The following is a 24993-nucleotide window of genomic DNA, read 5'->3' on the forward strand; positions in this document are numbered from 1 at the left end:
GACGAAGCCCATGAAGGGCATTATTCTGGCTGGTGGTTCAGGCACACGCCTGTATCCCATGACGCTTGCTTCCTCAAAGCAGCTCCTGCCGGTCTATGACAAGCCGATGATCTATTATCCTCTTTCCACGCTGATGCTGGCGGGAATCCGGGATATCATGATCATTACGACCCCGCATGACATGCCACAGTTTCAGCGCCTTCTGGGCGATGGTTCACAGTTCGGCGTCAACTTTGAATACCGCATCCAGCCTTCCCCGGACGGTCTGGCCCAGGCATTCCTGATCGCGGAAGACTGGATCCAGGGAGCGCCTTGCGCACTCGCCCTTGGCGACAATCTGATTTTCTCCGAACATCTCGGCGTTCTGCTCCGTGCGGCATCGAACCGTCCGGAAGGGGCAACCGTGTTCGCCTATCAGGTCCGCGATCCAGAACGTTATGGCGTGGTGTCGTTTGATGAAAGCGGTCGGGCCCTGAAGGTTGAGGAAAAGCCGTCCGAGCCAGAGTCTCACTGGGCCATCACAGGTCTTTATTTCTATGATCACCGCGTGGTGGATTTTGCCAAAAAGGTAAAGCCGAGCCCTCGTGGGGAACTGGAAATCACTGACCTTAATCGGATGTATCTTGAAGAGGGAACGTTGCAGGTCGATCGGCTTGGGCGCGGCTGTGCCTGGCTTGACGCCGGCATGCCGGACAGCCTGATGCAGGCTGGAACCTTCGTTCAGACCATTCAGTCCCGTCAGGGTATGCTGGTTGGCTCACCTGCTGAAGTCGCGTTCCGCAACAAGTTCATCAACGCTGACCAGCTTCGTGCCCATGCGAAGAAAATGGGCAAGACAGAGCTTGGGCGCCTTCTGCTTGAACTCGCGGACCACGCTTCCTGAAATAAAAACCCCAAACGCTGTCTGATTTTTCAGACAGCGTTTTTTCGGAGGCAATCTCTATTTGGCCTCCAGTGCTCAAACGTCATTTATAAAAAGGAATTTGTTATGAAGGTTGAACGTCTCGCCATTCCCGACGTCATTCTTGTTACGCCGCCACGTTTTAGTGACAACCGGGGTTTCTTTTCAGAAACTTACAATTTCGATCGTATGACGGAAGCGGGCATCAACCTTCCTTTTGTTCAGGACAATCAGAGCCTGTCCTGCGAGAAAGGCGTTGTGCGCGGGCTTCACTGCCAGCTTGCCCCCTATGAGCAGGGAAAGCTGGTTCGTGTAACGCGCGGCGCAATCTGGGATGTTGCTGTAGATGCCCGCACAGGCTCCCCGACCTACGGTCAGTGGGTAGCTGCAGAGCTGTCTGCTGAAAATTGGTCTCAGCTCTGGGTTCCGCCGGGCTTTCTGCATGGTTTCGTGACTCTCGAAGAGAACACGGAAGTTCAGTACAAATGCACATCGCTTTACAGCAAGGTTTCCGAGCGCGCCGTCATCTGGAACTGCCCGGACCTGAACATCGATTGGCCCATCGCCGAAGAAGAGGCTATCCTTTCCGACAAGGATAAGATCGCTCCGCACTTCTCCGCAGCCAAGGGCTGGTTCTCTTACGAAAAGTGAGTCGCATTATGTCCAGCACAGGTCCTATCCTCGTCACGGGCGGCAATGGCCAGCTTGCGACGTCTCTTGCGAACATCGGGGGTGATCAGATCATCCGTGTTGGGCGCCCTGAATTCGACTTCGACAAGCCGGAAACCATTTCCGCAGCTATCGAAAAATACCGCCCTGAAGCTGTCGTGAATGCAGCTGCCTGGACGGCCGTTGATCTGGCAGAAACGGAAAAAGCTGGAGCCGAACGCGCCAACTGCTCCGGCCCCAAGGCGCTCGCGGAAGCCTGCGCAAAGGCCGACATTCCGTTCATCCACGTTTCAACGGACTATGTTTTCTCAGGTGACAAGGGATCTCCTTACACGGAAGAGGATCCTACCAGCCCTGAAACAGTCTATGGCAGCACAAAGGCTGACGGCGAACAGGCTGTTCTGGCGGCAAACCCAGAGAGCATCATCCTTCGGACCTCTTGGGTTTACTCCGCGCACGGCAAAAATTTCGTCAAGACCATGATCAATGCTGGCGCCAAAAATCCGGCGCTCAAGGTTGTTGGCGACCAAAGCGGCAACCCCACCAGTTCTGACGATCTGGCTGACGCTATTCTCGCTATTCTGGCCCTCATCGAGAAAGATGGCTGGAAGCCGGAATTTGCTGGCATCTATCATGCCAGCGGCACAGGCGAGACGACGTGGCACGGTCTGGCTGTCGCTGCACTGGAAGAAGCAGAAAAGCATGGTCAATCCATGCCAACAGTCAGTGCAATCCGGACTGAAGACTGGCCGACCCCGGCCAAGCGTCCACAGGATTCACGGCTGGACTGTTCAAAACTTCATCGTGTGTTTGGCGTTCGGTTGCCTGAATGGCGTGAAAGCGTCGCACGGACAGTCCACCGCCTTTTCGCTGCGATCTGAAAAAATGGGTCATCCAGCAATTACGCAGGATGACCCTCCTGCCCTGCTTCCCTGACCCGTCTTAACCAAGGATATTATGTCTTCTCCCCACTCCGGCATTCGCCGCTGGAACCCACAAATGATACGGGGAGGAGCAAGCCAGACCGCCGACAGGACAGACCGTGTCGCCATTCTACTGTCCTTGCATAACGGCGAAACCTATCTCAACGCACAACTCGACAGCATTCTCGCCCAGACCCATACCGATTGGGTCCTTTACTGGCGTGATGACGGATCAACTGATGCATCCCGTGTGATCATGCTCTCATTTGAAGAGCATCGCGGACACGGGCGTTGCGTCGAAATTACATCCGTCATGGGCAATATGGGCGTGACGGGGTCTTATCTGCATCTTCTGGATTCCATTCCTCCAACGCCATTCGTAGCGTTCGCGGACCAGGATGATGTCTGGCAGCCTCAAAAGCTGGAATGGGCGCTAGAATGGCTCCAGAAACAGCCGCTCGATGTGCCCGCTTTATATTGTGCCCGTCAGTATCTGACAGATTCTTCGCTCACCGTGTTCAGTAAGTCGGCGTCCCTCAGCAGAACCCCTGACTTTGCATCCGCTCTGACGCAAAACATCGCAACCGGGCACACAGTTGTTATCAACGCAGCGACATATGAGCTTTTATATGAGCGACTGCCTCCCCCTTTCATCCTACATGACTGGTGGGCCTATCTCGTTACGATGGCCTCTGGCGGCAAAGTCTTTTTTGATGAGCGGTGTGTCAGCTATTACCGCCAGCACGCGCGCAACACCGTCGGAGCCAAACGCTCGCTTCTCAGCCGCGGCTTAAGTGCTCTCAGACGCGGACCCGGCGTCTTCATGACAATTTTTGAGTCCAATGTTCAGCATCTGCTCCAGGAACCGGATATCCTGACAGAAGACGCACAGACCCTTCTGTCAGAACTGGCCGGAGCCCGGACGTTAAGAGCCAGAATCAAAATCCTCTGGAAGCGAAGAGAGCTTCAACGCCAGACACGTTGTGAGACCGCTATTTTCCGTCTCTGGTTTCTTCTTGCAGTCCGGCAGCCTTCTCAGGGCTGAATATGTAGCTCACGTCGCATGGCGTTCATGAAGGCCCCGTCATGCTCAAGACTGAATGGACGCGCAGACGCATAATCATAAGCGATACTGGCTGCCTTAATGCGTAGGTCCTCAGGTTCTGAGGCATACCGCGGAACAATATGCGTATGAAGAGACGGTGCCAGATTGCACCATGTTTCGTAATTGATGCGGTTTGAAGCGGTAAGAGTCAGAAGAGCATCCCCGACGGCAGCAACATCCAGAAGATATTGAATCCGTTCCTCACCTTTCAGGTCATTCAGGGAAGACACAACAGGATCGGCGAGGAGTTGGCAATATCCTGCAAGAGGCTGCGTCTCACCAATAACAAGCCAGCCTGATTTCATACGCCCAATGACAAACGGGTTGCTGCCACTTCGCGCGGCAACAACCCGTTTTGCAATAACATCCAACATGCATGTTTCCCTTCAAAAAGGGAAAGCTATCATGCAGCGGAACGTGCGTCCTCTTCATCCTCTTCCGGCACAATGCGCTTGTTATCACGAGTGGGCCGGAAACGGTTTTCCACCAAGGCGTCTTCAATATCTTCGAGAGAAGCACCGGATGTTTCCGGGACGAAGAAAAAGACAAAGATAACCGAAGCCAGATTGACGAGGGCGTAAAACCACATCGTCCATGTCAGACCAATGCCCTCTGCCATCGTAAGAGCCGTGCTGGTGACGAGCAGATCAGCCCCCCACAGGGTAGCGGCATGCAGGGAGGTCGCCTGTCCGCGCATGGACAGCGGGAACATTTCAGCACCCAGCAGCCAGCCACAGACCTGAATGCCACCCGAGTTGAACATCATGAACAGCAGCAGGAACGCTACGATCAGATATGATCCTGCACTACCTGCGGCAGGGTGCAGCATGAACATGATACCCAGACCAACCAGCGAGAGTGCTGCCCCTGGCCCCATGATCAACATCAAACGACGTCGGCCAATCTTGTCCACAAAGAGACAGCCCAGAATGGTCATGATGCAATAAACGATCGCAACACCCAGCGATGCCCAGAGCGCTGACGAAGCTCCGAAACCAGCATCATTCAGAAAGGTTGGGGCGTAGTAGATCATCATCTCCAGGCCACCACACTGGGTAAAGAATGCTACACCCAGTGCTGCGACGAGAGCCGGTCGAACCCAAGGCTGGAAAAGACCATGCCACCCCCGGTTCTCCTGCTTGATGCCCTCTGCATTTTCACGAATGGCCTCAACTTCTTTGCGAACTGCCCTTTTCGTGGTGCGGATACGGCTAAGGTGAAGAATGGCATTCTTCATGCCTTCATTCTCAGCAGACCAGCGCGGGCTTTTTGGCATGAAGAACATGGATACAAAGACAAGGAAAGCCGGTATGGCGGCAATCCCCACCATAGGGCGCCAGCCCCAGTTCGTGCGCTGTGTAAGACCGATGATATTGGCAATCAGAATACCGAGGCCGATCGCCACGTTGAACATCGTCACAAGGCTTCCCCGCCGTTCCTGGGGGGCCAGCTCCGAAATATACATCGGCACAACCTGTGTGGAACCGCCTACGGCAAGTCCAAGCACAAATCGTGCAGCAATGAGGCTCCATACATCCGGCGAGAAAGCGCACGCTGTCGCGCCAAGAACAAAGACACCACTCACGAGACACGTTGTGGTGCGCCGTCCGAATTTTTCTGAGAGAGACCCGGCCACGAAGGCGCCGAATACTGCTCCAAGAAGAATAGCCGAAGCGACGCTTTCTTTCATTGTAGAGTTCAGATGAAAATCATCGCCAATCAAAGGCAATGTGCCGGAGATGATGCCTGTGTCGTAGCCGTAGAGGCCACCGCAGATTGCAGCAACCATGGCTGCAAGCATCAGGATCAATTTCGCGTTCGGTGAGACCTCAACCTGTGAGAGGTCTATCTTTTCACGAGCAGGTCGAGATGTTTTTGTATCATTTGGCATAATGACATTAACATATCGCAATCTATTCAGTTTTTCCGCATTTTTCTATTTTTTTGAAAATTAAGTGAGCTTCCACTTATTGTGGCCACGAAAATCAGAATTCTATATGAATATCAGGACTGCTCCGGAGACCTTCTATGCTGACGCCCACACCCGATACCACCCGTGATGTGCCCTATATTTCTGGTAGAATCCTGATCATCATGCACATCTGTATCGTTGCTTTCATCGTTTTCGTGCACTGGTTCGCCGGATCCCTTAATTAGTCCGCAGCCTCGTCCAGAGGTTCGCCAATCCATAAAAAATACCTGCTCCCAACCCAATCCAGAATGGAATGGGGATATCCGTTATCCAGGACAGCATCAGACCACCCCAGGACAGGACAAGAGCGAGCAATACCGAAACCAGTAGTCCCATCGCCGGGCATAGCCCTAGCCTCAATGCCGTAGCCGCCGGGCCAATCATGAGACTGAAGGCCAGCAATGCGCCGGAGACTTCAGCACATGCTGAACAGGCCAAAGCTGCTACAGCCATAAATCCAAGGGACGTCAGGCGCACAGGAACGCCACGTGCACGCGCAACTTCTGGCGTCAGGCTCGAAAACAGAAGCGGCCGTCCAAGAAAAACCAGCCCCAACAAACAAAGAGCCGTCACTCCAGCCAGAATGAACAGCGTCGGAGTGTCAATTCCGAGCACATCCCCAAATAGCAGTGTCGTCGCCATGCTGGAGGCTCCGTTGGCCTCATGCAGGAACCAGGTGCCCAAGCCAAGGCTGGCAGCAAGCACAAGGCCAATCGTGCTGTCTCTCTGAGGGGGAATTTTACCGCGTCCCTCACCTTCGCTTCCTATGGCAAGGCCTGCCAGAAGGCTGAAAGCAATCATTCCAAAGAGAGGCGAAACGCCAAGCCAGACTGCCCCTGCGGCTCCACTGAAGCCAATGTGGGACAGTGCATGGGCTGCAAAAGCCTGTCGCCGCAGGCTCAGAAACCATCCCACAGTTCCTGCGAGAACAGAGACGAGCGTGCATCCCAGAAATGCATGCCGCATGAATTCAAATTCGAACATGCAACTCGCCATTTTCTAAAGCCAGAACGCGCGTTACTTTTCCTTCCAGCGCGGCAGTTTCATGAGATGTCATAAGGATTGAAACGCCAAGGGTCTGGGTGAGTGATACCAGCAGGGCAACAATCTGCTGCTGCGCGTCGTGATCCAGAGCGGCAAGGGGTTCGTCCAGAAGGAGCAGACCCGGTTGACCGGCAAGTGCCTGTGCCAGACAGACACGCTGTCGCTCTCCCCCTGACAGATGTCCCAGAGGCCGTTTTGAAAAAGAGAGTGCTCCAGTCAGGGCAAGAAGCCTCTCGGCCTCCTTTTTTCTTTGACCAAAACGAACAGGCACACCCCAGCGCGCACCGTCCATGGCAGCCATCACATGACTGATCGCCGGGATCATGAGAGCCGCATCGCTCAAACCCTGCGGCATATATCCAATGCGTTCACAGGCCATTCCGGGTGGGAGACCGTCAATCAGGATCTGTCCTTTCGCAGGCCTTACAAGATCCAGACAAGCCCGCAGAACAGTCGATTTTCCTGCACCATTTCGTCCTGACAAAAGCGTAATGCCTTCAAGAGGCACGGTCAGGGAAACCTGATTTAAAACACGTGTCTGGCCTGCACAGAGGGTAACATTCTCAAGAACAAGGTTATCGGGACTGGCCATCAAGTGCCTGCTGAACGGACTGAAGGATTGACGAGACCCAGTCTTGCCATTGCTGGCTGACAGGGAGCGTCTCTCCTATCATAACCAGCGGCAGACCGCTGCCCCTGGCCCGCTCTACCATACGGTCAATCTGTGGAGACCTGACGGCAGGATTGACGATCAGAAATCTGATCTGTCTGCTGTCTATTGCAGTTTCCAGTTGGGCCACATCACGCGGAGACGGTTCGCTATGATGCATGACTGACAGGGCAAACCCGGGGTCAATGATCCTGAGTCCCATCGTCTGGATCAGATCAGCTCCCACCGGTTCCATGACACCGATGATAGTCCCGTCGTGTTTCTGCCTGATGGCTGCTGTCTGGCCAGACAGAGCATCAACCTGTGTCAGAAAGCTCGTTAGGCGACTATGAATATCCGTCTGATCCAGGCCCCGCGCTATAAACGCGTCCGCCACGGCTGAAGCCACTTTACGCACGGCGTTCAGATCGAGGAACAGATGCGGATTATCCCCTGCGCGCCATCCCGCTTCTTCTGCTGCAATAATCCGTGTTGCTGATGAAGGAGAAAAATGAACTGCCCAGTCATCGTAGGTCGCGCCATTCAGAACGATGACGCTGGCATGAGCCATGTTCCGCGCCATGGATGGCGTTGGCGTCAATTCATGGGGATCGATGCCGGGAGTTGAAATTAAAGACTGTGTCTGGACGGCCGGTCCACCAATCTGCGCTGCAATATTACACCAGGCTGCCTCAACGCAGACCACAGGCAGCGGAGCAGCATACGCAAAAGGCGCAGTCAGAAGCGAACCAGCCAGAAACAGGGTTCGGACACAGCGCATGAGTTTCCCCGGACGGATGGAAAGGAAAAACGTTATAAGATAACATTCTTCCTTTGGCTATCCTCGGGACGGCGGCCTTACGTAAAGTTCGGTTGCTGCGGCAAGAACCTTACGCTGATACGCCATATTCAATGGCACGGTCCGTGAATGGTAATCTCCAATGGCGCGCATGAGATTCCCGTGTTCATTATCCAGAGCGGTGCGAAGAATCATCGCAGCGGCAGCAACATTGAAACAAGGCTCAAGGGCCAGTCGCGTTGCAATCTGGGCAGGGCTTTGGTGCAGCATGGATGAAATAGGAAGGATCCACCGCGAATTGATCTGCATGAGACCAATATCCACTGATCCATCCTTATTCTGGCTAACCTTGCCCATCACTCCACCTTCAACCCGCTGAATGGCAGGAAGAACACGGGGAGGAATACGATAATGCAAAGCCGAAGCAAGCATACAGGCTAGGAAACCAGCGGCCATGAAACCCTGTCATCTTTATTAAAGAAGCTCATAGTCTAGCATCCCCTGACCCTACCTGCCATCCTGACACAACAAGCCAAGAGAATAAGAGCAACAGGAATGAATACACAGGACACTTCCGCAACCCTGACCTTGGATGCTCTGTCCATTCCCTACCAGCGTCGCATTTATGACTATGATCCATCCGCTGGGAAATTAGGCATCGCCGCCGCCAAAGCTCTGGGTCTTTCCCCGGATCATGTTCTCAAGACCCTGATGGTGCAGATTGACGGGCGCCCTGCCTGCGTTGTCCTGCCTGCAGATCGCGAGTTGGATTTCACACGGGTCGCAGCGGCCTTTGGGGGGAGAAAAGCCAAAATGCTCTCTCGCCCGGAGGCAGAACAGCGGACAGGGTACAAGATTGGCGGTGTAAGCCCATTCGGCCAGCGCAGTATTGTACCAACAGCGTTTGATCAGAGTGCAATGGATGGCCCTCCTGTCGTCATCAATGGTGGAGACCGAGGCCTTCTTCTGGAACTTGGACCTCAGGATGCTCTCATAGCGACGAACGGTCTGGTCGCAGACCTCGTTCGCCCACTGCCCTGAATTTGGACACAGACCTGACCCTTCATATTGAAAGGACAAGGTCTGGGCCGGCGACACGGGCTTCGTGTGTAAAAACACAAAAATCGTAGAGCAGAAGTTTCAGATTTTTTGGGAGAAACTGGTGGAGCCAATCGGGATCGAACCGACGACCTCCTGAATGCCATTCAGGCGCTCTCCCAACTGAGCTATGGCCCCACGTGTTTCATCTACAGCCCCTTTGGGGTGGAGCCGGATGAGCGCGGTATATAAGGATGTTTTCATCGTGACAAGCCATAAAAACACTTTTTCAGGCTAGAATCACGTTCTCCTGACGCAGCTTCTCAAGAAGCGAAAGCCGTGGAAGCCCAAGGATAGCATCCTGATCGCCCGAAATTTTGGAAAAGAGCTGAATACCCAAGCCCTCCAGCCGATAAGCCCCTACGCAGGACAGTATCCTATCTCCCTCTTCTCTTAGATAAAACGCCAGAAATTCATCGGAAAAGGGGCGCATCGTCATTTGAGGAGTAGCGAGTGTCTCCCAGATTTTCTGTGTCCCCCGATACAAAACAACAGCCGTCTGAAGAGTATGCGTGCGGTTTCGAAGGCATTTAAGATGCGTCTTCGCCTCATTGAGATCCTGCGGCTTTGCAAAGGCTGTTCCGTCCAGATCGAGGATCTGGTCAGCCGCGATAATCAGACTGGTGTCCGGCGATACGTCGGCCGCAAGCCTCGCTTTGGCATCCGCGAGAGCCAAAGCCGTGTCTCCCAGAGATTTTCCTTCACTTTCACACTGCTGGCGCAAGGCCTCTTCATCCAGATCTACCGGTCGAACCTGAATGATCAGACCACTCTCTTCCAGAAGTACTCGCCGGGCACTCGAGCCACTTGCGAGGATTATGGAATTATTGAGCAAGGTCATAAGATGCGACTCCAAACTATCGACGGCGAGCACGAGTACCAGTACTGCGTATGACCCGGTGAAAAGATTGTGTCAGTACTGGGGTACATGGGGACAGTAATTGAAATTTGCGGGAAGGTACCGAGTACCGTGGATTGTTGGGTACGCCCCCAAATTTTGGGGGTTGTACACAGGGGGTCTGTGAGCAAATCGGGATAGAATCCTGCACCCCCTTGTCCGCTGCGGGTTTTGCAGTTGTACACAGTGTGAGTAAGACGGGGTACATTTTTAGAGAGCCGGGTACCCCGGTATCCACAGGGATCATCCTATCCTCCAGGATTTCTTTCTTATTTCTTTCATGGTTAGTGAGCGGCATGAATTCGGAAAACGCACCCCTCTCCCCATCCTCGAAACCGCTCCTGAGAGCTCTCAAGGGTGAAGCTGTCTGGCCCCCGCCGGTCTGGCTCATGCGGCAGGCAGGGCGTTACCTTCCCGAATTTCGTGCCATGCGTGACAAGGCTGACTTCCTGACGCGCTGCATGACTCCGGACATGGCTGAAGAACTCACCCTTCAGCCGATCCGCAGGTATGGAATGGACGGAGCAATCCTGTTCTCGGACATTCTCATTTTGCCCTGGGCAATGGGTCAGTCCCTTGAATTCATTGATGGTCGGGGCCCGGTTCTTGGCGCCATCCGTTCTCAGGCAGATCTGGAAAAACTTGATCCCAAGCGTGTACAGGACGCCACGGCACCTGTTCGGGAAACACTCTCGCGACTGAGTAAATCACTCCCAGATGTCACGACATTGCTCGGCTTTGCTGGTAGCCCATTTACGGTCGCCTGTTACATGGTTGAAGGCGGCGGATCGCGGGATTTCGCCAATACCCGCAAAATGATGCAAACTGATCCAGCGCTGTTTGATCGTCTGATTGAAACCCTGACGATCAGCACGGCAGAGATGCTTTGCGGTCAGATTGAAGCAGGCGCTGAAGCTGTCATGCTCTTTGATTCCTGGGCAGGAATTCTCCCTCCCAACGCGTTTCGTCGCTATGTGATTGAACCTACCCGGCAGATCGTGCGTCATATCCGGGAGAAGCATCCGAATACGCCGATTATCGGTTTCCCGCGCCTCGGAGGGATCATGATACGCGAATACGCAGAAAAGACCGGGATCAATACGCTGGCGCTCGATACAGTGGCTGATCCGGCGCAGATTGCGGAGCTGGTACCAAACGTGACGCTGCAAGGGAATATGGACCCGATGGTCCTGTTTTCTGGCGGTGAGGCTATGGTGCGTGAAGCTCAGGGGATCCGGGACGCGCTTCGTGGGCGTTCGCATGTTTTCAACCTGGGACACGGTGTTATGCAGCACACGCCGCCTGAAAATGTCGGTGCCCTCGTTGAGGCGGTGCGCGCGATATGACCACGGCTCTGGATGCAGCAGGCCAGCTGAAACTGGTCATCTTCGACTGTGACGGTGTACTCGTGGACAGTGAGCGTGCGTCCTGCCGGGCCACAGCAGAGTTCGCTCGATCCCTGGGTCTTAAGATTTCAGACGATGAGGCTCATGACCGGTTTTCAGGTAAGGCACTCTCTCAGGTCGTGAAGGAACTGGAGCACGAAACAGGACGTGCTCTGCCTGAAAATACGGCACTCAAAATGAGGGAAAATCTTGTACGTCTGATGCAGAAAATGGCAGAACCTGTAGAGGGTGCTCCAGAAATGCTGCATGGAATACGTGGTTTGCAACTGCCGTTTCGTGTTGGTTCGAACTCGTCTGTCGTTGAGATGGATGCCAAGTTTGAACGGACACAGATGACCATGTTTTTCCCGGAAAACCGGGTCCATTCAGCAAATGACATGGATGAACCGAAGCCATCTCCTGAGGTTTATCTGTACGCTGCAAAAGCAGAAGGTGTTCTGCCAGAAAACTGTGTTGTGATTGAGGATAGTGACACGGGTGCTGAAGCCGCCCGGCGTGCTGGTATGAGTTGTGTGCTTCTTCGTTCGGAAGACCTTCCTCTTCCGGCATTTTGGCCAACGCCAGGCTTCGTCAGGATCGGTCATCTCTCCGAACTGGTACCGCTGCTTCGCAAGACACTTCAAAGCCAGAAAGACAACTGATGGACTTTGTTGTTGATCACCTGAGCTGGTTTCTGTCCCTCCATATCATGGCCTTCACGGCCTGGATGGCAGGGACATTCTATCTGCCACGCCTCTACGTGTACCATACCCAGACAACGCCTGGTACTGCGGAGAGCGAACGTTTCAAAATCATGGAACGCAAGCTTCTCCGTCAGATCATGACGCCTGCGATGATTGTTACCGTGCTTGTGGGAGGGATGATGTCGTCGGTGCCGGGCCTGGTGGACTGGAACAGCGGCTGGTGGTGGACAAAAGTGATTTGTGTTCTCGGCCTCATGGGGTTTCATGGGGCATGCAGCAAATGGCGTCGTCTGTTCGCAGAAGACCGTAATCCGCATTCCGAGAAATATTACCGGATCGCAAACGAGGTACCGACCATTCTCATGGTGATCATTGTCATCATGATCATGGTTCGGCCCTGAGGACGTCGCCTGTAAAAATACGGCCTTAGAGAAGGCCGTATTTGACGCCAGTCATTTCTTCAGAAATTGCCCAGAGGCGTTTTGCGAGCGTATGGTCTGACGCAGCCTCTGGCAGCCCGGCGTCACCAGGGAGACCGGTTCTTTCTCCCTTGCCCAGAGGCCCATAATAACCTCCGTCCTGCGCTTCAGGAGACGCCAGAGCATAGAGAAGCGGCCAAGCCCCCTCTTCCACTGTCTGTCCCATCATATGAAACACAGGGCCGGCGAAGCTTCGGGCAATTTTACGACCCCAGCGACCAACCGGGGTACCATTCCGATCAAGCGAGCCGTTATTGGAGACAATATCGCTTGCCGCCCAGCCTGGATGAGCAGCCCGTGAATGAATGGGCCAGGGAGCTTTCTTGGCCCGACGGTCTAGTTCCAGAGCAAAGAGCAGATTTGAAAGTTTACTCTGCCGGTAACGTGCCATCGGATTGTAGCGGTGCCGGGCATTCAGATCGCCAAACGGAATTTCACCCTTCAGGGCAGCAAGGGACGCGACAGTCATGATTGTCGCATTGCCTGCGGCTAACAGAGGGAGCAGCCGTCCGGTCAGAGCAAAATGACCAAGGTGGTTGGTACCAAACTGAAGTTCAAACCCGTCTTTTGTGGTGAGCCGGGATGCAGGGCCCATGATGCCAGCATTATTGGCAAGAAGCTGAATGGGGCGTCCCTGCTCGCGCAAAGCGGTGGCAAAAGCTGAAATAGAGGCCAGTGAGGCAAGATCCAGCACTTCAAAGCGGCCCTGCACACTTGGAACACGTTCATACAGACGGTTAAGAGCCGCCCTGCCCTTCTCCAGGTTACGCCCACTCAAAATGATGGAAGCGCCACGCTCAGCCAGCCCACATGCAATTTCGAAACCCAAGCCGCCTGTAGAGCCCGTAATGAGCGCAGTCTGACCATCCAGACGATTCAGATTATCAAGAGACCAGCTGGTCTGGGAAAGACGGGTCATCAGTGTTGTCCTTTTTCGTGGGCTCCGGCGGCTGAGCGCTTTTCATCTTCTTCAGCCTGTTTCATGGCTTCTTCGGTAAGTCGCTTCTCGTTCTTTTTGAGAAAGAGAAACGCTCCTCCCAGACAGCAGGCTCCTACGACGGCCAGAGCAATTCCAACCGGTCCAGTGATCTTTTCGATCTGCTTACCGAGTTCATAGGTGATGAAGGCATAGCCTCCAGCCCAGAAGAGACCGCCCAGCGCGTTGAAAAAAAGAAACGAATGCCAGGGCATTCGGTTTGCTCCAGCCAGAAGAGCAACGAACACACGCAGAACAGCGACAAAGCGTCCAAGGAAGACAACAATCCCGCCGTGTTTGCGAAAAAGATAGCGACCGAGCATCAGGCGCTCGTCAGTCAAGCCGACTTTCTTGCCGTGTTTCTTCAGGATGCTATAGCCAAAATGGTGGCCAAGCAGATACCCGAAATTATCGCCCATGATGGCGCCTGTCACAGCGGCAAGGGCAATCCATCGAATCTCGAGATGGTGTGTACTGCCTGCATAGAGGGACGCAGCAATGATGATGCTTTCCGCTGGCAGTGGCAGGCCCATGCTTTCCAGCATGACTGTCACGCCGATAACGCCGTAGCCATATTCCTGGAGCAGGTGATCGAGAAATTGCGTGAGATGAAACAGTGTCGTGATCCTGTGCGAATATGGCGGAAGGCAAAACCGCCAGCTACGATATTAGGACATCAGACACGGGATGAAAAATGACTGAGCTTTGCCCTCCTCACGTAGCCGGAAACTGGCCCTCCTGGGTTGGCCCTGAACTCGTGGCTGGCCGCACTCTTTCTTTCTCTGAACTCAGAACGATCGAAGACTGGGTATTCTGGCAGGAGACCCGACCAGAAGAGCAAGGCCGCACGGTGATCGTCGGACGACGTCACGATGGAACACTCGTAGATCTGATACCGCCAGAGAGAACCGTCGGAACCCGTGTTCACGAATATGGTGGAGGAGCGTGGGATGTCCGCCTGAAAAACGGATATCCAGAAGTCGTTTTCAGTGACCGAAAGGTCGGCGGCCTGTGGTTCAGCAACAGAGAGGGCACGTTTCAGGCGTTATCTGGCGATCGTGCACCGGAAATGCGTTATGCTGATCTGGCATGGGATACAGCCGGAGACGGTGTTTTCTGCGTTCGTGAAACGCATGACGAAGGTCTGCCAATAGCGGCGCTAGTTCATGTATCACGGTCGGGCCAGGAAACGGTTCTGGTAGACGGAGCTGATTTCTATGCAGCCCCTCGCCCCTCGTTGGACGGTGCCTCTTTGGCCTGGTTCTCCTGGCAGAATCCGGAAATGCCGTGGACAGTCACCCGACTGTATGTGGCACCTATTGACCGAACCGACCTCAAGCTTGGACGAGCCACAGATCTGAGTGGCCAGACACCCTGCAGCATTATTGAACCGCGTTGGGGGGCAGATGGTAGCCTCTATGCGACATCAGATGCTCAGGGCTGCTGGACGCCTGTTAAATTCGTGCATGATCAAACGGGATGGAAAGAGCAGTTTTTCCCAGAGGCTGGAGCTGAGATTGGTCTGCCGCATTGGGTCTTCGGACAAAGAACACTCACGCCACTGCCTGACGGTCAGCTTCTCGCATTAGGAATTCGGGAAGGCCTCACTGGCGTTCTGCTCTTTGCAGAGGGACATTGGAAAACTGTTCAGATGGGAGCGCCCGTCAACGTTCCAGAACGTCTGTCGAACGGACAGTTTGCCTGGATTGATGCCCCCGAAAACGCTCCACCTGCTTTGGCTGTTGGTGACATGGATGGGAATTTCGAGCGTTTTCGCCCAAGTGTGGTGCTGCCTGATACGATTACGTCTGACGACATTGCCAAGCCTTCTTTGTTCTCCTTTCCAACAGCCGGTGGATCGAAGGCATATGCGCTCTTCTATGAACCTGCGAGCAGCACTTCCCATCTAAAACAAGGCGAAAAACCGCCTTTGGTTGTTATGGCTCATGGCGGTCCAACAGGGCGTGCCAATTCAGGCTTTGCTTTCAAAGTGCAATGGTGGACCTCCCGCGGTTTCGCTGTTCTTGATGTCAATTACCGCGGTTCAACAGGGTTTGGTCGCAAATATCGGGAGGCCCTAAACGAACAATGGGGTGTTGCAGATGTTGAGGATTGCCTGGCTGGTGTTCAGTCTCTGATTGAACAAGGGCTAGTTGATCCAGCGCGCTGCGTTATTCGCGGAAGCAGTGCGGGAGGCCTGACTGTTCTGTCAGCGCTGGCACAGTCTGATCTCTTTGCGGCAGGCGCCTCTCTTTATGGCGTTACCGATCTAAGGGCCTTGGCAGCAGAGACGCATAAATTCGAAGCACGCTATCTGGATGGTTTGATTGGGCCTTATCCCGAAAAGGAAGCTGTGTATCTGGAACGTTCTCCTCTCACACATGCAGAGAAAATTTCCGTTCCTGTCCTGTTCCTGCATGGCGGTGCTGACAAGGTGGTGCCTCTCGCACAGGCTGAAGCCATGAGAACAAAACTGGCACAGTCTGATCTCCATGTTTACCCGGACGAAGGTCACGGTTTTAGAGCCCGTGAGGTTGTCGAGGATGCTCTTGAGAGAGAGCTCAGATTTTACCGAACTGTTTTTGCCACATCTGCTGATCCGGCCTTATGAGTAAAGAAATCAAAATAGAAGACTTTATAAAAATTCGATTTTATTCCGGAATTATATGTCTGAATGTTCCGAGTAAGAAATATTCAATTGGAAAGAATGAAATTGCTTTGCCGCGGGCGGCGCAAACATGCTTCCCCTGCCCTTGCGTTTGATCCCGGCACAGGAGAGACTCAGCTTAACCGGTTGCGCATTTATCTGTTGGATGCGCAACCTGACATCCAAGAAATCATCTCATCGGACCTTCTATGAAACATCGCAAACTTGGACGCACCGGTCTTCAGGTCAGTGAAATCTGCCTGGGCACAATGACTTTCGGTCAACAGAATACGGAAGCCGAAGGGCATGCGCAGCTCGATATGGCGCTCGATCAGGGAATCAATTTTATTGATACTGCTGAACTTTATTCCATTCCCCCGCGTGCTGAGACCTATGGCGCGACTGAGACCATTGTTGGAAGTTGGCTAAAAGCTCGCGGCGGCCGTGACAAACTTGTCATTGCGAGCAAAGTTGTTGGACGCAGTTCTTCACCATGGTTTCGGCCCGGCGGTGAGGAAGCCCGTTTGACGCCAAAGCAGATTTACTATGCTGTTGAAGGCTCTTTGCGTCGTCTGCAGACGGACTATCTTGATATTTATCAGCTCCACTGGCCCGATCGTAAAATTGGGTTGTTTGGTGAAGGCGGCACGACGTTTCGGGACGTGCCGGCAGCCAATGAAGTTCCGATTGCTGAAACTCTTGGCGCATTGGGTGATCTGGTCGCACAAGGTAAAATCCGTCATGTCGGTGTTTCAAACGAAACAGCTTGGGGTGTCTCACAATTCCTTGCAGCTTCGCAGAATGGTCTTCCGCGGCTGGCATCCATTCAGAACGCCTACAATCTCATTAACCGGACGTTCGAAATCGGTCTGGCAGAGATGTGCCTGCGGGAAGATGTCGGGCTTCTGGCCTACTCTCCGCTGGCTCAGGGATATTTGACAGGAAAATACCTGAACGGAGCACGCCCTGCTGGCGCACGCACCACGCTCTTTAATCGTGGTCAGCGTTACGAGAAGCCCGGTGTGGATGTTGCCATTGAGGCCTATCACGCATTGGCCCGTGAGGAAGGACTGGATCCGGTTCAGTTGGCTGTGGCTTTTGTGACGTCGCGTCCGTTCGTGACATCCAATATCATTGGGGCCACCAGCACGGATCAGCTTCAGACAATTCTGGATTCAACCCGTCTACAGATCACGCCGGAACTGGAAGCCAAGATCAACGCCATTTACCAGGTGCATTCAAACCCCGCTCCCTGAATTTCAACGATGCGGGCATGAGATCATGCCTGCATCTGTCAGGGGGCTGTGTGCGGCCCGAGCCGTCCAATGACGCGGAAAGCTGTCAGAACTGCAAACGTGCCAAAAATAACGACACCCAGAGACTGCCCAACGAGAATACCAATCGGGCCATAAGCTGAGCCGAACCACACAAACGGGATGGTTCCCAGTGTGGCGCGTCCCCAGTTGAAGCCGGTTGAGTAAAAAGGGTGCCCAAGGTTGTTGAATGCCGTATTGGCGACAAATAGCAGCCCGACGAACATATAGCTCAGGACCAGCCAGCAACAGAACAGGCGTACGATTTCCGCCCCAATACCCTGAACGTTGAAAAGCTGGAGAATGACATTGTGCCCGGCAGCAAGAACAAACCAGGTGGTTCCAACACAGAGCGCTGTCAGCTTCAGTGCGGCCATTAGGGCTTCACGCACCCGATCAAATTGTTGGGCACCAAGGTTCTGCGCCATGATGGGTCCGACAGAACCTGTCAAAGCAAAAACCAATGAAAACGCAACAGGCACAATGCGGTCGATAGTTGCCTGTCCCGAAACAGCATCCAGCCCAAACTGTGCCATGGCATGAGTTACGAACAGTGCGCCTGTTGGTGTGGCGAGATTGGTTGCAATGGCCGGGACAGCAATGCCGCCAATTTTTCGCATCGCAGGCTCAAAGGCTTCTTTCTTTGGCCATTCCAGCATGGCGTGCCCCCGGAGGTTCAGGAAGCCGCTCGCTGTAATGGCACATCGCGCCAGAATGGTGCTGATGGCTGCACCTTCCAAACCTAGATGCAGCACAAAGATCATCAAGGGGTCCAGCAGAGCTGAAACAAGCGCACCTGTCAGGGTAATGCGCATGGACCGTTTGGCATCACCAACTGCGCGCAACAGAGCTGACAGAGCCATTCCCAGGCACACTAATGGAAGAGCTGGCGACACTATGTGCAGGAAGGTCGCCGCGTTTTCCAAAGCTGCTCCCTGAGCGCCAAGCAGCCTGAGAAGTGGCGTGGCAAATACCGCCGTGAGCGTGCCAAGAACGGCCGCGATGCCAACCATGACAGCAATGAAAGCAGATGCGAGACTTCGGGCCTCCGCATGCTGGCGCGCGCCGATCAGACGACCAATGCAGGCGCCAAGTCCAATGGTCATGCCAATGGAGACTGAAATCTGCAGAAAGCTTAGAGACGTCGCAAAAGCGATGGCGGCCGTCAGGGCAGAATCATGCAGGTGGGAGATGTAGAAGTAGTTCAGAAGATCGACAGCAAAAACTGCCATGAGGCCAATGGCCCCGGTTCCAGCCATGGTAATGACATGACGCATGATGCTGCCATGCACGAATCTCGCCGGCTTTATGGGAGAATCGTCAGGAATTCTGGGCTTGGATGGGTCATCTGATGGTACTGGCATGTCGGCATATACTGCCTCGTCCCGTGACAAAGAACCAGTGCCTGAAGTGCTTTGTTGGGAAGGTTTTCTGTCTGCCAGAAAGGAAAGGGAGCGTGGGAGGAAGAAGGAGGTTTTCCGCGAGTGTAAGGGTTTCGTTAACGCATGGTGTGGAACTGTCAGGTCAGATAACACCCGGGCGTGAGGCCCGAAGCCCAGTTTCTGCCGGAGTCCGCCATGTCGATCATCAATTCTCTCAACACGGCTGTCAGTGGCCTCAATTCCCAGTCACATGCTTTCAGCGATCTCTCCAACAACATCGCGAACAGTCAGACGACAGGATATAAAGCTGCAACAACAAGCTTTGCCGATTATGTGACGAGCAATGATCTGGCAAGCGACGGGGAGTCACTGAGCGACAGTGTGGCTGCGACAACCAGGCAGCATACTGACAATCAGGGTATGGTTGTTTCTTCCACAAATACGCTGGCGCTCGCAATTTCAGGCAACGGATTCTTCAACGTTGTCCAACCCACAGGAAGCACGACATCCAGCACAGCGCCGACGTTCAGCAGCCAGCAATTTTATACGCGAAATGGTGACTTCTCACAAAATAACCAGGGATATCTGGTCAACACTTCGGGTTATTATCTGGAAGGGTATCAGGTGGGTTCAGAGGGTGCTTTGAGTAGCACTCTGTCACCTATAAAAATCTCTGATTCCGTCGCATTTCAGCCGACCAAGAGCACAACTGTTTCTCTGTCTGCTGCAATTGGCAGCACCTCTGGGGCAGAAGGTACCAATACATCTACGGCAACAGCCTATGACAGTAAGGGAAATGCTCAGGAGGTGAGCCTGAACTGGAACCAATCCTCCACGGATCCCTTGGTTTGGACTGTCAGTAATTCAGCAGATTCGAGCAATTCAGCCACAGTGAAGTTTAACAGTGATGGTTCTCTGGCGTCTGTAAATGGAGCGTCCCAGTCTACGGGTTCAGCGGCAACCTTTTCATATACAGGGCTGCCGCAGGATATGACCGTCAACCTGGGAACCATCGGGAGCACGTCCGGTGTGAGCCTGGCAACAGACAGCAGTAATTATAGCACCAATCCCACAATGACGACGGACAGCGTCACAAGCGGTACCTTCACGGGTCTGTCTATGCAAAGCGATGGGTCTGTGATGGCGACATTTGATAATGGGCTTTCTCAACTCCTTGCAAAAATACCACTCTCGACGTTCGCAGACCCTAATGGACTCTCTGCCCAGAACGGGCAGGCTTATACGGCAACGGCGTCATCTGGCGCACCGACAGTCAATGCAGTGAACACGAATGGGGCAGGGACGCTCAGCACCAGTTCTACTGAAAGCTCAACGACGGATCTGACCAGCGATCTTACCAAACTTATTGTCGCGCAGCAGGCTTATGGAGCGAATACAAAAATCGTGACCACTGCAAATCAGCTTCTGCAGACCACTTTGGCGATGATTCAGTAAGGCCGGGTGAGGGGAACTCTATATCATGGGGCTGACTGATTCACTTTCGATCGCCGTCTCTGGCTTGCAGGCCGTCCAGTATGGAATGTCTACGGCTTCCCAGAACGTCGCCAATGCGTCTACTGCAGGTTACATCAAAGAAGTCGCAAACGTTCAGTCTGTCGTAAATGACGGGACGGGTGGCGGCGTAAGACGCGCAACGACCAGTCTGGCTACAAACGCACATATCCAGACTGCTTTATATTCCCAGAATTCAGATGTTTCCCAATATACGACAACAAGCAACGCGCTCTCTGTCGTCACGGCTCTACAAGGTTCAACCTCTGCAGATTTTGGTAGCAGCGGGACACTTTCTGACCAGTTGGGAAATCTTCAGTCAGCCCTTATTTCTTTGACCAGCTCCGCGTCGAGTTCGACCACCCAAAGCACAGTTCTTTCGGCGGCCAATAGCTTTACCCAGTCGTTGAACACTCTTGCAGACACTGTGCAGGAGCAACGTCAGAACGCACACGATGGTGTTGTCTCGTCAGTTTCGGATATCAATACCAACCTGACGACTATTGGCTCTTTGTCTACCAAGATCATGGCTCTTAAAGGGCAGGGGCTTGATACTGCGGATATTGAAAATCAGCGCTTTACGGCCTTGTCATCGCTCTCTAGTGAATTGGGTGTGAGCTGGAAGGTTTCCTCCAATGGAGACATGTCCATTACCACGCAAGACGGTGTCACGCTCCCTACACACAATACGTCTTCGGGTTCAGCAAATACCATTTCCAGCACCTGGCCTTTGACGACAGCCTCAGCGCAAATTTCAACCAGTATGAGCTATCCGGGTAACTCAGACGCTAATGCGATTCCGGCAATTACCCTGAACGGAAAAGATATTACTGGTCATCTGACCGGTGGAAGCCTCGGAGCCGATATAACGCTGCGAGATACCACGCTCCCAACGATGCAGGCCCAATTTGACTCTCTAGCCTATACTGTAGCCAGCCGCTTCGATGCGCAGGGAATGTCTTTATTTACAACATCCAGTGGCAATATTCCCGATGCGTCCCAGACGTCCATTGTGCCTCAGGGAAGCGCTGGTTTTGCCCAGAATATTCAGGTTTCCCAGTCCTATCAGGATGATCCATCGCTTCTTGTATCTGGTGAGACTGCAAGTAGCAGTGTTGTCCAGAACGTTCTGTCTTATGCGTTTGGAACCACTCAATCAGATGGCACAGGACAGGTAGCCGCCCCTACCAATAATTTAGGTGTGACGGGGAAATTGTCTACCGGATATAGTGGAAGTCAAAGTCTTGTGGCTCTTGCGACGTCTTTGACAGCCAATCAGGCTGCGACAGCTAATAATGCAAGTAGCAGTCTGTCTCTTGCACAAGCAACGCAGACCAATCTCTCTTCAAGCCTGGCAGGAACATCAACTGTCTCTGTTGATACTGAAATGGCTAATATCGTTACATTACAGAACGCCTATTCAGCCAATGCGAAAGTTATTTCGTCCGTACAATCCATGTTTACCGCTCTTTTAAATGCTGTTGGAAGCTGATTATGACTGGAATTACGGCATTGTTTGGTTATGGCGGATTATCGAATCAACAGACGCTAAACTTGGCTTCGTTATCCCAGATAAAAGATAATCTTCAGGAACAAGCTTCTACGGGCGTAAAATCCAGCAACTACGCCCAGCTTGGAGAAACACGTGCTCAGGCGCTAGCGCTCCAGCCTGCAATCACTCAGGTTTCGTCCTGGAACTCCAACGTAATCATGGCACAAAACAGATTAACGGTCACGCAAAGTACAGTCAGCCAAATTGCGACAATTGCAGACAATCTGAATGACACTCTTTCAACTCTTGTCGGGAATGTTTCCTCAACGGCTATAAGTTCTGCCTCCGAACAGGCTAAATCATATTTATCGTCTTTAGGTAATTTGTTGAACACGCAGGAGGGCGGGAGCTATATTTTTTCAGGGTTGCAGTCTTCCACTGCTCCCGTAAGCACCAGCTTAAGCAGTTCCAGTCTCGCATCTTCTATACAGGAGACTGTAAAAAGCATGGGGAATGGTAGTGCGTCAGATGTTCTGTCAGAGACGCTTTCTCTTGCAAAAGACACCAGCCAGAATCAGCCATTTTCCGCTGCACTTTCGACTGACCCGGTTACTGCTGCACAGCAGAAATTAAAAATCACCGTTGGGACTAATCAAACAGTTTCTGCAGGCATCGTGGCGACAGAGGGAAGTACATCGTCAGAAACGTCAACGGGCTCTCCGATCCGAGATCTCATGCGAAACCTGATGGTTGTTGCTTCTCTAAGTTCTGATGACGCAGGGACCGCAGATTACACACAGTTGGTTCAAGGATTACAGACGACGAATACCGGTGTGACAGAAGGGCTATCCGATATCAGTGGTTCACTTGGAATACAGCAGAACAGCTTGACCAGTCAGAGTGCGATGTTGGCACAAATGAAAGCCGCTCTTACGACCCAGCTTGGAACGGCGAAGGATGCAGATCTTGCGCAGGTTTCCGTCCAATTGAATGATACCAGCAATCAACTCCAGGCATCATATTCCATTATCGCAAATATGAAGGGTATGACCCTTGCAAGTTATCTCTGACGTCTGTTGAAAAATTGACCCTGACGTCGCATATCTTCGTTACTTTCCTAAGAGGAGATTGATGACGATGAGTGCAACGCAAGGCCAGCCGGAACAGCATGAATTCAGTGCAGAGGTGGGGCGTCTGCTCGATCTTGTCGTGCATGCGCTTTATTCAGATCGAGAAATTTTTCTGCGTGAACTTGTTGCGAACGCAGCCGACGCAACAGACAAGCGCCGCTTTGAAGGGCTGACGAACTCTGCTCTTGCTCTTCCCGAAAATGCGTCAATTCGTATTGCCCCGGAAAAAGACAAGAAAGAGTTGGTCATTTCTGACGACGGCGTGGGAATGACACATGATGAACTGGCTCAAAATCTAGGTACAATTGCCCGTTCAGGCACACGCGCTTTTGGTGAAAAACTGAATGCTGCCAAAGCTGAAGATCGCCCAAGTCTGATTGGTCAGTTTGGTGTTGGGTTCTACGCGGCGTTCATGGTTGCCGACAGGGTGGATGTGACGTCCCGCAAGGCTGGGGCAGACGAGGCCTGGACTTGGTCTTCAGACGGGAAGGGCGCTTTTACCCTCACGCCTTCCACTCGCTCTACGCCTGGCACTGACATTGTTCTGCACATGAAAAGTGATGCGGAAGACTTCCTGGACAGCTGGCGTCTTCGATCAATTATTCGCAAATGGGCTGACCATATTTCCTGGCCAATCACTCTGCGTGAGGTCAATGAGGATGGAACAGTCGAAGAGAAAGCTGCCAACGAAGGAACAGCTTTGTGGCGCAAGCCTAAGGCCGAAATTACCCCTGAACAGTACACGGAATTCTACAGGCACATTGCGCGTGCTTTTGATGAACCTTATGCAACAATGCATTGGCATGCAGAAGGTACGACAGAATTCACAGCCCTTCTGTTTTTACCCAACGCCCGACCATTTGATTTCATGGAGCAGTCTCGGGAAAGCAAGATCCACCTTCATGTTCGCCGCATGTTCATCACAGATGAGGCAGATTTGCTTCCCAACTGGATGCGCTTTGTTCAGGGTGTAGTGGATACAGAAGATCTGCCGCTTAATGTGTCTCGTGAGATGTTACAGGCGACACCAGTTCTTGCTCGTATCCGCAAGGCGGTCACGAAACGCGTTCTGACGGAGATTAAAACCCGAGCCAAGGACGCAGATGCTGGATTTAATGCATTCTGGGAAAACTTTGGGGCGGTTCTCAAGGAAGGTTTGTGGGAAGATAGCGAGCACCGTCAGGAAATTGCCGGTTTCGCCCGTTTCCATACAACCCATGGTGACGATCTAACGACGCTTGATGACTATATCTCGCGTATGAAGGACGGACAGGACGTTATCTACTTCCTCACAGGTGACAACCTTGATGCTCTGAAGGCATCTGCACAGCTGGAAGGCTTCCATGCCCGGGGCTTGGAGGTTCTTCTTCTCTCTGATCCAGTAGATGCTTTCTGGCCAGAGCGGCTTCATTCATACAACGACAAAACTTTGCGGTCAGTCGTCTACTCTCATGGAGATCTTGAGAAGTTCTCGACAGACAATGAGGAAACAGTCGAGGCAGCTAACGTAGACACCTTGGTTCCTGCGTTGAAAGAGGCTTTGGGCGATGCAGTGAAAGATGTCCGGAGTACGGTTCGCCTGACAAATAGTGCGGTCGTGATTACGTCTGAGGGAGGCCCGGACTTGGCCATGCAGCGGCTGATGCGCCGATCAGGACAGGCTCTTCCGGAAACGCTCCCAATTCTGGAAATTAACCCTCGTCATCCGTTGATTAAAGCCTTGGCTCAGCGCGTTGAAAAGAAGGAAAGCATTCAAGATCTTGCACGCGTGCTGTTGGATCTCGCGCGTGTTCAGGAGGGCGAGCCCCTACCAGATCCGACTGGGTTTGCTCGGTTGCTTGCAGGTTTGCTTGCCGGAGCTGCTACTGTCTAATAAATCGCTTTTCGGCGATTTAGGAAGAATAGGAAAAAGCGG

Annotated in this window: 24 protein-coding genes and 1 tRNA gene; 14 read left to right on the forward strand and 11 right to left on the reverse strand. The window is 53.0% G+C overall.

Annotated elements, in window-relative coordinates; translation table 11 throughout:
* The first annotated feature begins 10 nt into the window (after positions 1–10).
* The 4 genes from rfbA to ABDK75_RS00530 all read left to right on the forward strand — a co-directional run bounded on the left by rfbA (position 11) and on the right by ABDK75_RS00530 (position 3538).
* On the forward strand, positions 11–883 hold the full coding sequence (rfbA, locus tag ABDK75_RS00515) for a glucose-1-phosphate thymidylyltransferase RfbA (protein WP_174694806.1): 873 nt from the start codon (positions 11–13) through the stop codon (positions 881–883).
* A gap of 105 nt (positions 884–988) precedes the next feature.
* Positions 989–1552, forward strand: coding sequence for a dTDP-4-dehydrorhamnose 3,5-epimerase (gene rfbC, locus ABDK75_RS00520; protein WP_064275177.1), 564 nt, complete (start codon positions 989–991; stop codon positions 1550–1552).
* Positions 1553–1560: 8 nt separating this feature from the next.
* A complete protein-coding gene (gene rfbD, locus ABDK75_RS00525; protein ID WP_346004679.1) occupies positions 1561–2451 on the forward strand; it encodes a dTDP-4-dehydrorhamnose reductase in 891 nt (296 codons plus the stop codon).
* Between the two features lie 76 nt (positions 2452–2527).
* Positions 2528–3538 (forward strand): glycosyltransferase family 2 protein, encoded by a 1011-nt coding sequence (locus tag ABDK75_RS00530; protein WP_339406764.1) that lies wholly within the window; start codon positions 2528–2530, stop codon positions 3536–3538.
* Here ABDK75_RS00530 and ABDK75_RS00535 read toward each other — a convergent pair.
* The 6 genes from ABDK75_RS00535 to ABDK75_RS00560 all read right to left on the reverse strand — a co-directional run bounded on the left by ABDK75_RS00535 (position 3529) and on the right by ABDK75_RS00560 (position 8518).
* Positions 3529–3972, reverse strand: a complete 444-nt coding sequence (locus ABDK75_RS00535) for a hypothetical protein (RefSeq protein WP_346004680.1) — start codon at positions 3970–3972, stop codon at positions 3529–3531. The genes ABDK75_RS00530 and ABDK75_RS00535 overlap by 10 nt on opposite strands.
* A 29-nt stretch (positions 3973–4001) precedes the next feature.
* Positions 4002–5489: a sugar porter family MFS transporter gene (locus ABDK75_RS00540; RefSeq protein WP_346004681.1), complete on the reverse strand. Its 1488-nt coding sequence runs from the start codon at positions 5487–5489 to the stop codon at positions 4002–4004.
* Between the two features lie 258 nt (positions 5490–5747).
* Positions 5748–6554 (reverse strand): metal ABC transporter permease, encoded by an 807-nt coding sequence (locus ABDK75_RS00545; RefSeq protein ID WP_099211294.1) that lies wholly within the window; start codon positions 6552–6554, stop codon positions 5748–5750.
* Entirely contained in the window at positions 6541–7206 is a 666-nt protein-coding gene (locus tag ABDK75_RS00550; RefSeq protein WP_346004682.1) for an ATP-binding cassette domain-containing protein, read from the reverse strand. The genes ABDK75_RS00545 and ABDK75_RS00550 overlap by 14 nt, the downstream gene beginning before the upstream one ends.
* Positions 7190–8044 (reverse strand): metal ABC transporter solute-binding protein, Zn/Mn family, encoded by an 855-nt coding sequence (locus tag ABDK75_RS00555; protein ID WP_211498281.1) that lies wholly within the window; start codon positions 8042–8044, stop codon positions 7190–7192. Before ABDK75_RS00555 ends, ABDK75_RS00550 begins: the two co-directional genes overlap by 17 nt.
* A gap of 57 nt (positions 8045–8101) precedes the next feature.
* A complete protein-coding gene (locus ABDK75_RS00560) occupies positions 8102–8518 on the reverse strand; it encodes a lytic transglycosylase domain-containing protein (protein ID WP_086633305.1) in 417 nt (138 codons plus the stop codon).
* A gap of 99 nt (positions 8519–8617) precedes the next feature.
* Here ABDK75_RS00560 and ABDK75_RS00565 point away from each other — a divergent pair, with 99 nt between their 5' ends.
* The gene (locus tag ABDK75_RS00565; RefSeq protein ID WP_099211300.1) at positions 8618–9103 is read left to right on the forward strand and encodes an aminoacyl-tRNA deacylase; all 486 of its coding nucleotides are present in this window, start codon (positions 8618–8620) and stop codon (positions 9101–9103) included.
* A gap of 119 nt (positions 9104–9222) precedes the next feature.
* Here the strand turns inward: ABDK75_RS00565 and ABDK75_RS00570 are convergent.
* Both ABDK75_RS00570 and ABDK75_RS00575 read right to left on the reverse strand, forming a co-directional pair.
* Positions 9223–9298, reverse strand: a tRNA-Ala gene (locus ABDK75_RS00570).
* Between the two features lie 91 nt (positions 9299–9389).
* Entirely contained in the window at positions 9390–10001 is a 612-nt protein-coding gene (locus tag ABDK75_RS00575) for a Maf family protein (protein WP_346004683.1), read from the reverse strand.
* A 353-nt stretch (positions 10002–10354) separates the two neighbouring features.
* Between ABDK75_RS00575 and hemE the strand changes: the two genes are divergently transcribed.
* Genes hemE through hemJ form a run of 3 tightly spaced genes read left to right on the forward strand, consistent with a single transcriptional unit; the run spans position 10355 to position 12548 of the window.
* The gene (hemE, locus tag ABDK75_RS00580) at positions 10355–11404 is read left to right on the forward strand and encodes a uroporphyrinogen decarboxylase (protein ID WP_203548072.1); all 1050 of its coding nucleotides are present in this window, start codon (positions 10355–10357) and stop codon (positions 11402–11404) included.
* On the forward strand, positions 11401–12105 hold the full coding sequence (locus ABDK75_RS00585) for an HAD family phosphatase (RefSeq protein ID WP_211498284.1): 705 nt from the start codon (positions 11401–11403) through the stop codon (positions 12103–12105). Before hemE ends, ABDK75_RS00585 begins: the two co-directional genes overlap by 4 nt.
* Positions 12105–12548: a protoporphyrinogen oxidase HemJ gene (gene hemJ / locus ABDK75_RS00590; RefSeq protein WP_369826506.1), complete on the forward strand. Its 444-nt coding sequence runs from the start codon at positions 12105–12107 to the stop codon at positions 12546–12548. The genes ABDK75_RS00585 and hemJ overlap by 1 nt, the downstream gene beginning before the upstream one ends.
* Before the next feature lie 25 nt (positions 12549–12573).
* On the opposite strand, the gene ABDK75_RS00595 is transcribed toward hemJ, so the two are convergent.
* Both ABDK75_RS00595 and ABDK75_RS00600 read right to left on the reverse strand, forming a co-directional pair.
* Positions 12574–13545 carry an SDR family oxidoreductase gene (locus ABDK75_RS00595; RefSeq protein ID WP_346004684.1) on the reverse strand — a complete coding sequence of 324 codons (972 nt, stop codon included), beginning with the start codon at positions 13543–13545 and terminating at the stop codon, positions 12574–12576.
* On the reverse strand, positions 13545–14147 hold the full coding sequence (locus ABDK75_RS00600) for a DedA family protein (protein ID WP_198150526.1): 603 nt from the start codon (positions 14145–14147) through the stop codon (positions 13545–13547). Before ABDK75_RS00600 ends, ABDK75_RS00595 begins: the two co-directional genes overlap by 1 nt.
* Before the next feature lie 149 nt (positions 14148–14296).
* On the opposite strand from ABDK75_RS00600, the gene ABDK75_RS00605 reads away from it, so the two are divergent.
* Positions 14297–16213: a prolyl oligopeptidase family serine peptidase gene (locus ABDK75_RS00605; protein WP_346004685.1), complete on the forward strand. Its 1917-nt coding sequence runs from the start codon at positions 14297–14299 to the stop codon at positions 16211–16213.
* Between the two features lie 245 nt (positions 16214–16458).
* On the forward strand, positions 16459–17505 hold the full coding sequence (locus ABDK75_RS00610) for an aldo/keto reductase (RefSeq protein WP_346004686.1): 1047 nt from the start codon (positions 16459–16461) through the stop codon (positions 17503–17505).
* A gap of 38 nt (positions 17506–17543) precedes the next feature.
* Here ABDK75_RS00610 and ABDK75_RS00615 read toward each other — a convergent pair whose 3' ends face one another.
* Positions 17544–18839, reverse strand: coding sequence for an MATE family efflux transporter (locus tag ABDK75_RS00615; protein WP_202206887.1), 1296 nt, complete (start codon positions 18837–18839; stop codon positions 17544–17546).
* A 300-nt stretch (positions 18840–19139) separates the two neighbouring features.
* Between ABDK75_RS00615 and flgE the strand changes: the two genes are divergently transcribed.
* From flgE to htpG, 4 genes are all read left to right on the forward strand, one after another.
* Positions 19140–20399, forward strand: coding sequence for a flagellar hook protein FlgE (gene flgE, locus ABDK75_RS00620; RefSeq protein ID WP_202206888.1), 1260 nt, complete (start codon positions 19140–19142; stop codon positions 20397–20399).
* A gap of 25 nt (positions 20400–20424) precedes the next feature.
* A complete protein-coding gene (flgK, locus tag ABDK75_RS00625) occupies positions 20425–21948 on the forward strand; it encodes a flagellar hook-associated protein FlgK (protein ID WP_346004687.1) in 1524 nt (507 codons plus the stop codon).
* Positions 21949–21950: 2 nt separating this feature from the next.
* Positions 21951–23018 (forward strand): flagellin, encoded by a 1068-nt coding sequence (locus ABDK75_RS00630; RefSeq protein ID WP_346004688.1) that lies wholly within the window; start codon positions 21951–21953, stop codon positions 23016–23018.
* Positions 23019–23085: 67 nt separating this feature from the next.
* The gene (htpG, locus tag ABDK75_RS00635) at positions 23086–24951 is read left to right on the forward strand and encodes a molecular chaperone HtpG (protein ID WP_346004689.1); all 1866 of its coding nucleotides are present in this window, start codon (positions 23086–23088) and stop codon (positions 24949–24951) included.
* The last annotated feature ends 42 nt before the right edge of the window (positions 24952–24993 follow it).

This window comes from Gluconobacter sp. OJA, from assembly GCF_039638325.1.
GTDB classification, from domain to species: Bacteria; Pseudomonadota; Alphaproteobacteria; order Acetobacterales; family Acetobacteraceae; genus Gluconobacter; species Gluconobacter cerinus.

Coding starts and splice junctions, on each gene's coding strand:
- rfbA (WP_174694806.1), top strand. CDS start 11: ATGAAGGGCATTATTCTGGCTGGTGGTTCAGGCACACGCCTGTATCCC.
- rfbC (WP_064275177.1), top strand. CDS start 989: ATGAAGGTTGAACGTCTCGCCATTCCCGACGTCATTCTTGTTACGCCG.
- rfbD (WP_346004679.1), top strand. CDS start 1,561: ATGTCCAGCACAGGTCCTATCCTCGTCACGGGCGGCAATGGCCAGCTT.
- ABDK75_RS00530 (WP_339406764.1), top strand. CDS start 2,528: ATGTCTTCTCCCCACTCCGGCATTCGCCGCTGGAACCCACAAATGATA.
- ABDK75_RS00535 (WP_346004680.1), bottom strand. CDS start 3,972: ATGTTGGATGTTATTGCAAAACGGGTTGTTGCCGCGCGAAGTGGCAGC.
- ABDK75_RS00540 (WP_346004681.1), bottom strand. CDS start 5,489: ATGCCAAATGATACAAAAACATCTCGACCTGCTCGTGAAAAGATAGAC.
- ABDK75_RS00545 (WP_099211294.1), bottom strand. CDS start 6,554: ATGTTCGAATTTGAATTCATGCGGCATGCATTTCTGGGATGCACGCTC.
- ABDK75_RS00550 (WP_346004682.1), bottom strand. CDS start 7,206: ATGGCCAGTCCCGATAACCTTGTTCTTGAGAATGTTACCCTCTGTGCA.
- ABDK75_RS00555 (WP_211498281.1), bottom strand. CDS start 8,044: ATGCGCTGTGTCCGAACCCTGTTTCTGGCTGGTTCGCTTCTGACTGCG.
- ABDK75_RS00560 (WP_086633305.1), bottom strand. CDS start 8,518: ATGGCCGCTGGTTTCCTAGCCTGTATGCTTGCTTCGGCTTTGCATTAT.
- ABDK75_RS00565 (WP_099211300.1), top strand. CDS start 8,618: ATGAATACACAGGACACTTCCGCAACCCTGACCTTGGATGCTCTGTCC.
- ABDK75_RS00575 (WP_346004683.1), bottom strand. CDS start 10,001: ATGACCTTGCTCAATAATTCCATAATCCTCGCAAGTGGCTCGAGTGCC.
- hemE (WP_203548072.1), top strand. CDS start 10,355: ATGAATTCGGAAAACGCACCCCTCTCCCCATCCTCGAAACCGCTCCTG.
- ABDK75_RS00585 (WP_211498284.1), top strand. CDS start 11,401: ATGACCACGGCTCTGGATGCAGCAGGCCAGCTGAAACTGGTCATCTTC.
- hemJ (WP_369826506.1), top strand. CDS start 12,105: ATGGACTTTGTTGTTGATCACCTGAGCTGGTTTCTGTCCCTCCATATC.
- ABDK75_RS00595 (WP_346004684.1), bottom strand. CDS start 13,545: ATGACCCGTCTTTCCCAGACCAGCTGGTCTCTTGATAATCTGAATCGT.
- ABDK75_RS00600 (WP_198150526.1), bottom strand. CDS start 14,147: ATGCTGGAAAGCATGGGCCTGCCACTGCCAGCGGAAAGCATCATCATT.
- ABDK75_RS00605 (WP_346004685.1), top strand. CDS start 14,297: ATGACTGAGCTTTGCCCTCCTCACGTAGCCGGAAACTGGCCCTCCTGG.
- ABDK75_RS00610 (WP_346004686.1), top strand. CDS start 16,459: ATGAAACATCGCAAACTTGGACGCACCGGTCTTCAGGTCAGTGAAATC.
- ABDK75_RS00615 (WP_202206887.1), bottom strand. CDS start 18,839: ATGCGTCATGTCATTACCATGGCTGGAACCGGGGCCATTGGCCTCATG.
- flgE (WP_202206888.1), top strand. CDS start 19,140: ATGTCGATCATCAATTCTCTCAACACGGCTGTCAGTGGCCTCAATTCC.
- flgK (WP_346004687.1), top strand. CDS start 20,425: ATGGGGCTGACTGATTCACTTTCGATCGCCGTCTCTGGCTTGCAGGCC.
- ABDK75_RS00630 (WP_346004688.1), top strand. CDS start 21,951: ATGACTGGAATTACGGCATTGTTTGGTTATGGCGGATTATCGAATCAA.
- htpG (WP_346004689.1), top strand. CDS start 23,086: ATGAGTGCAACGCAAGGCCAGCCGGAACAGCATGAATTCAGTGCAGAG.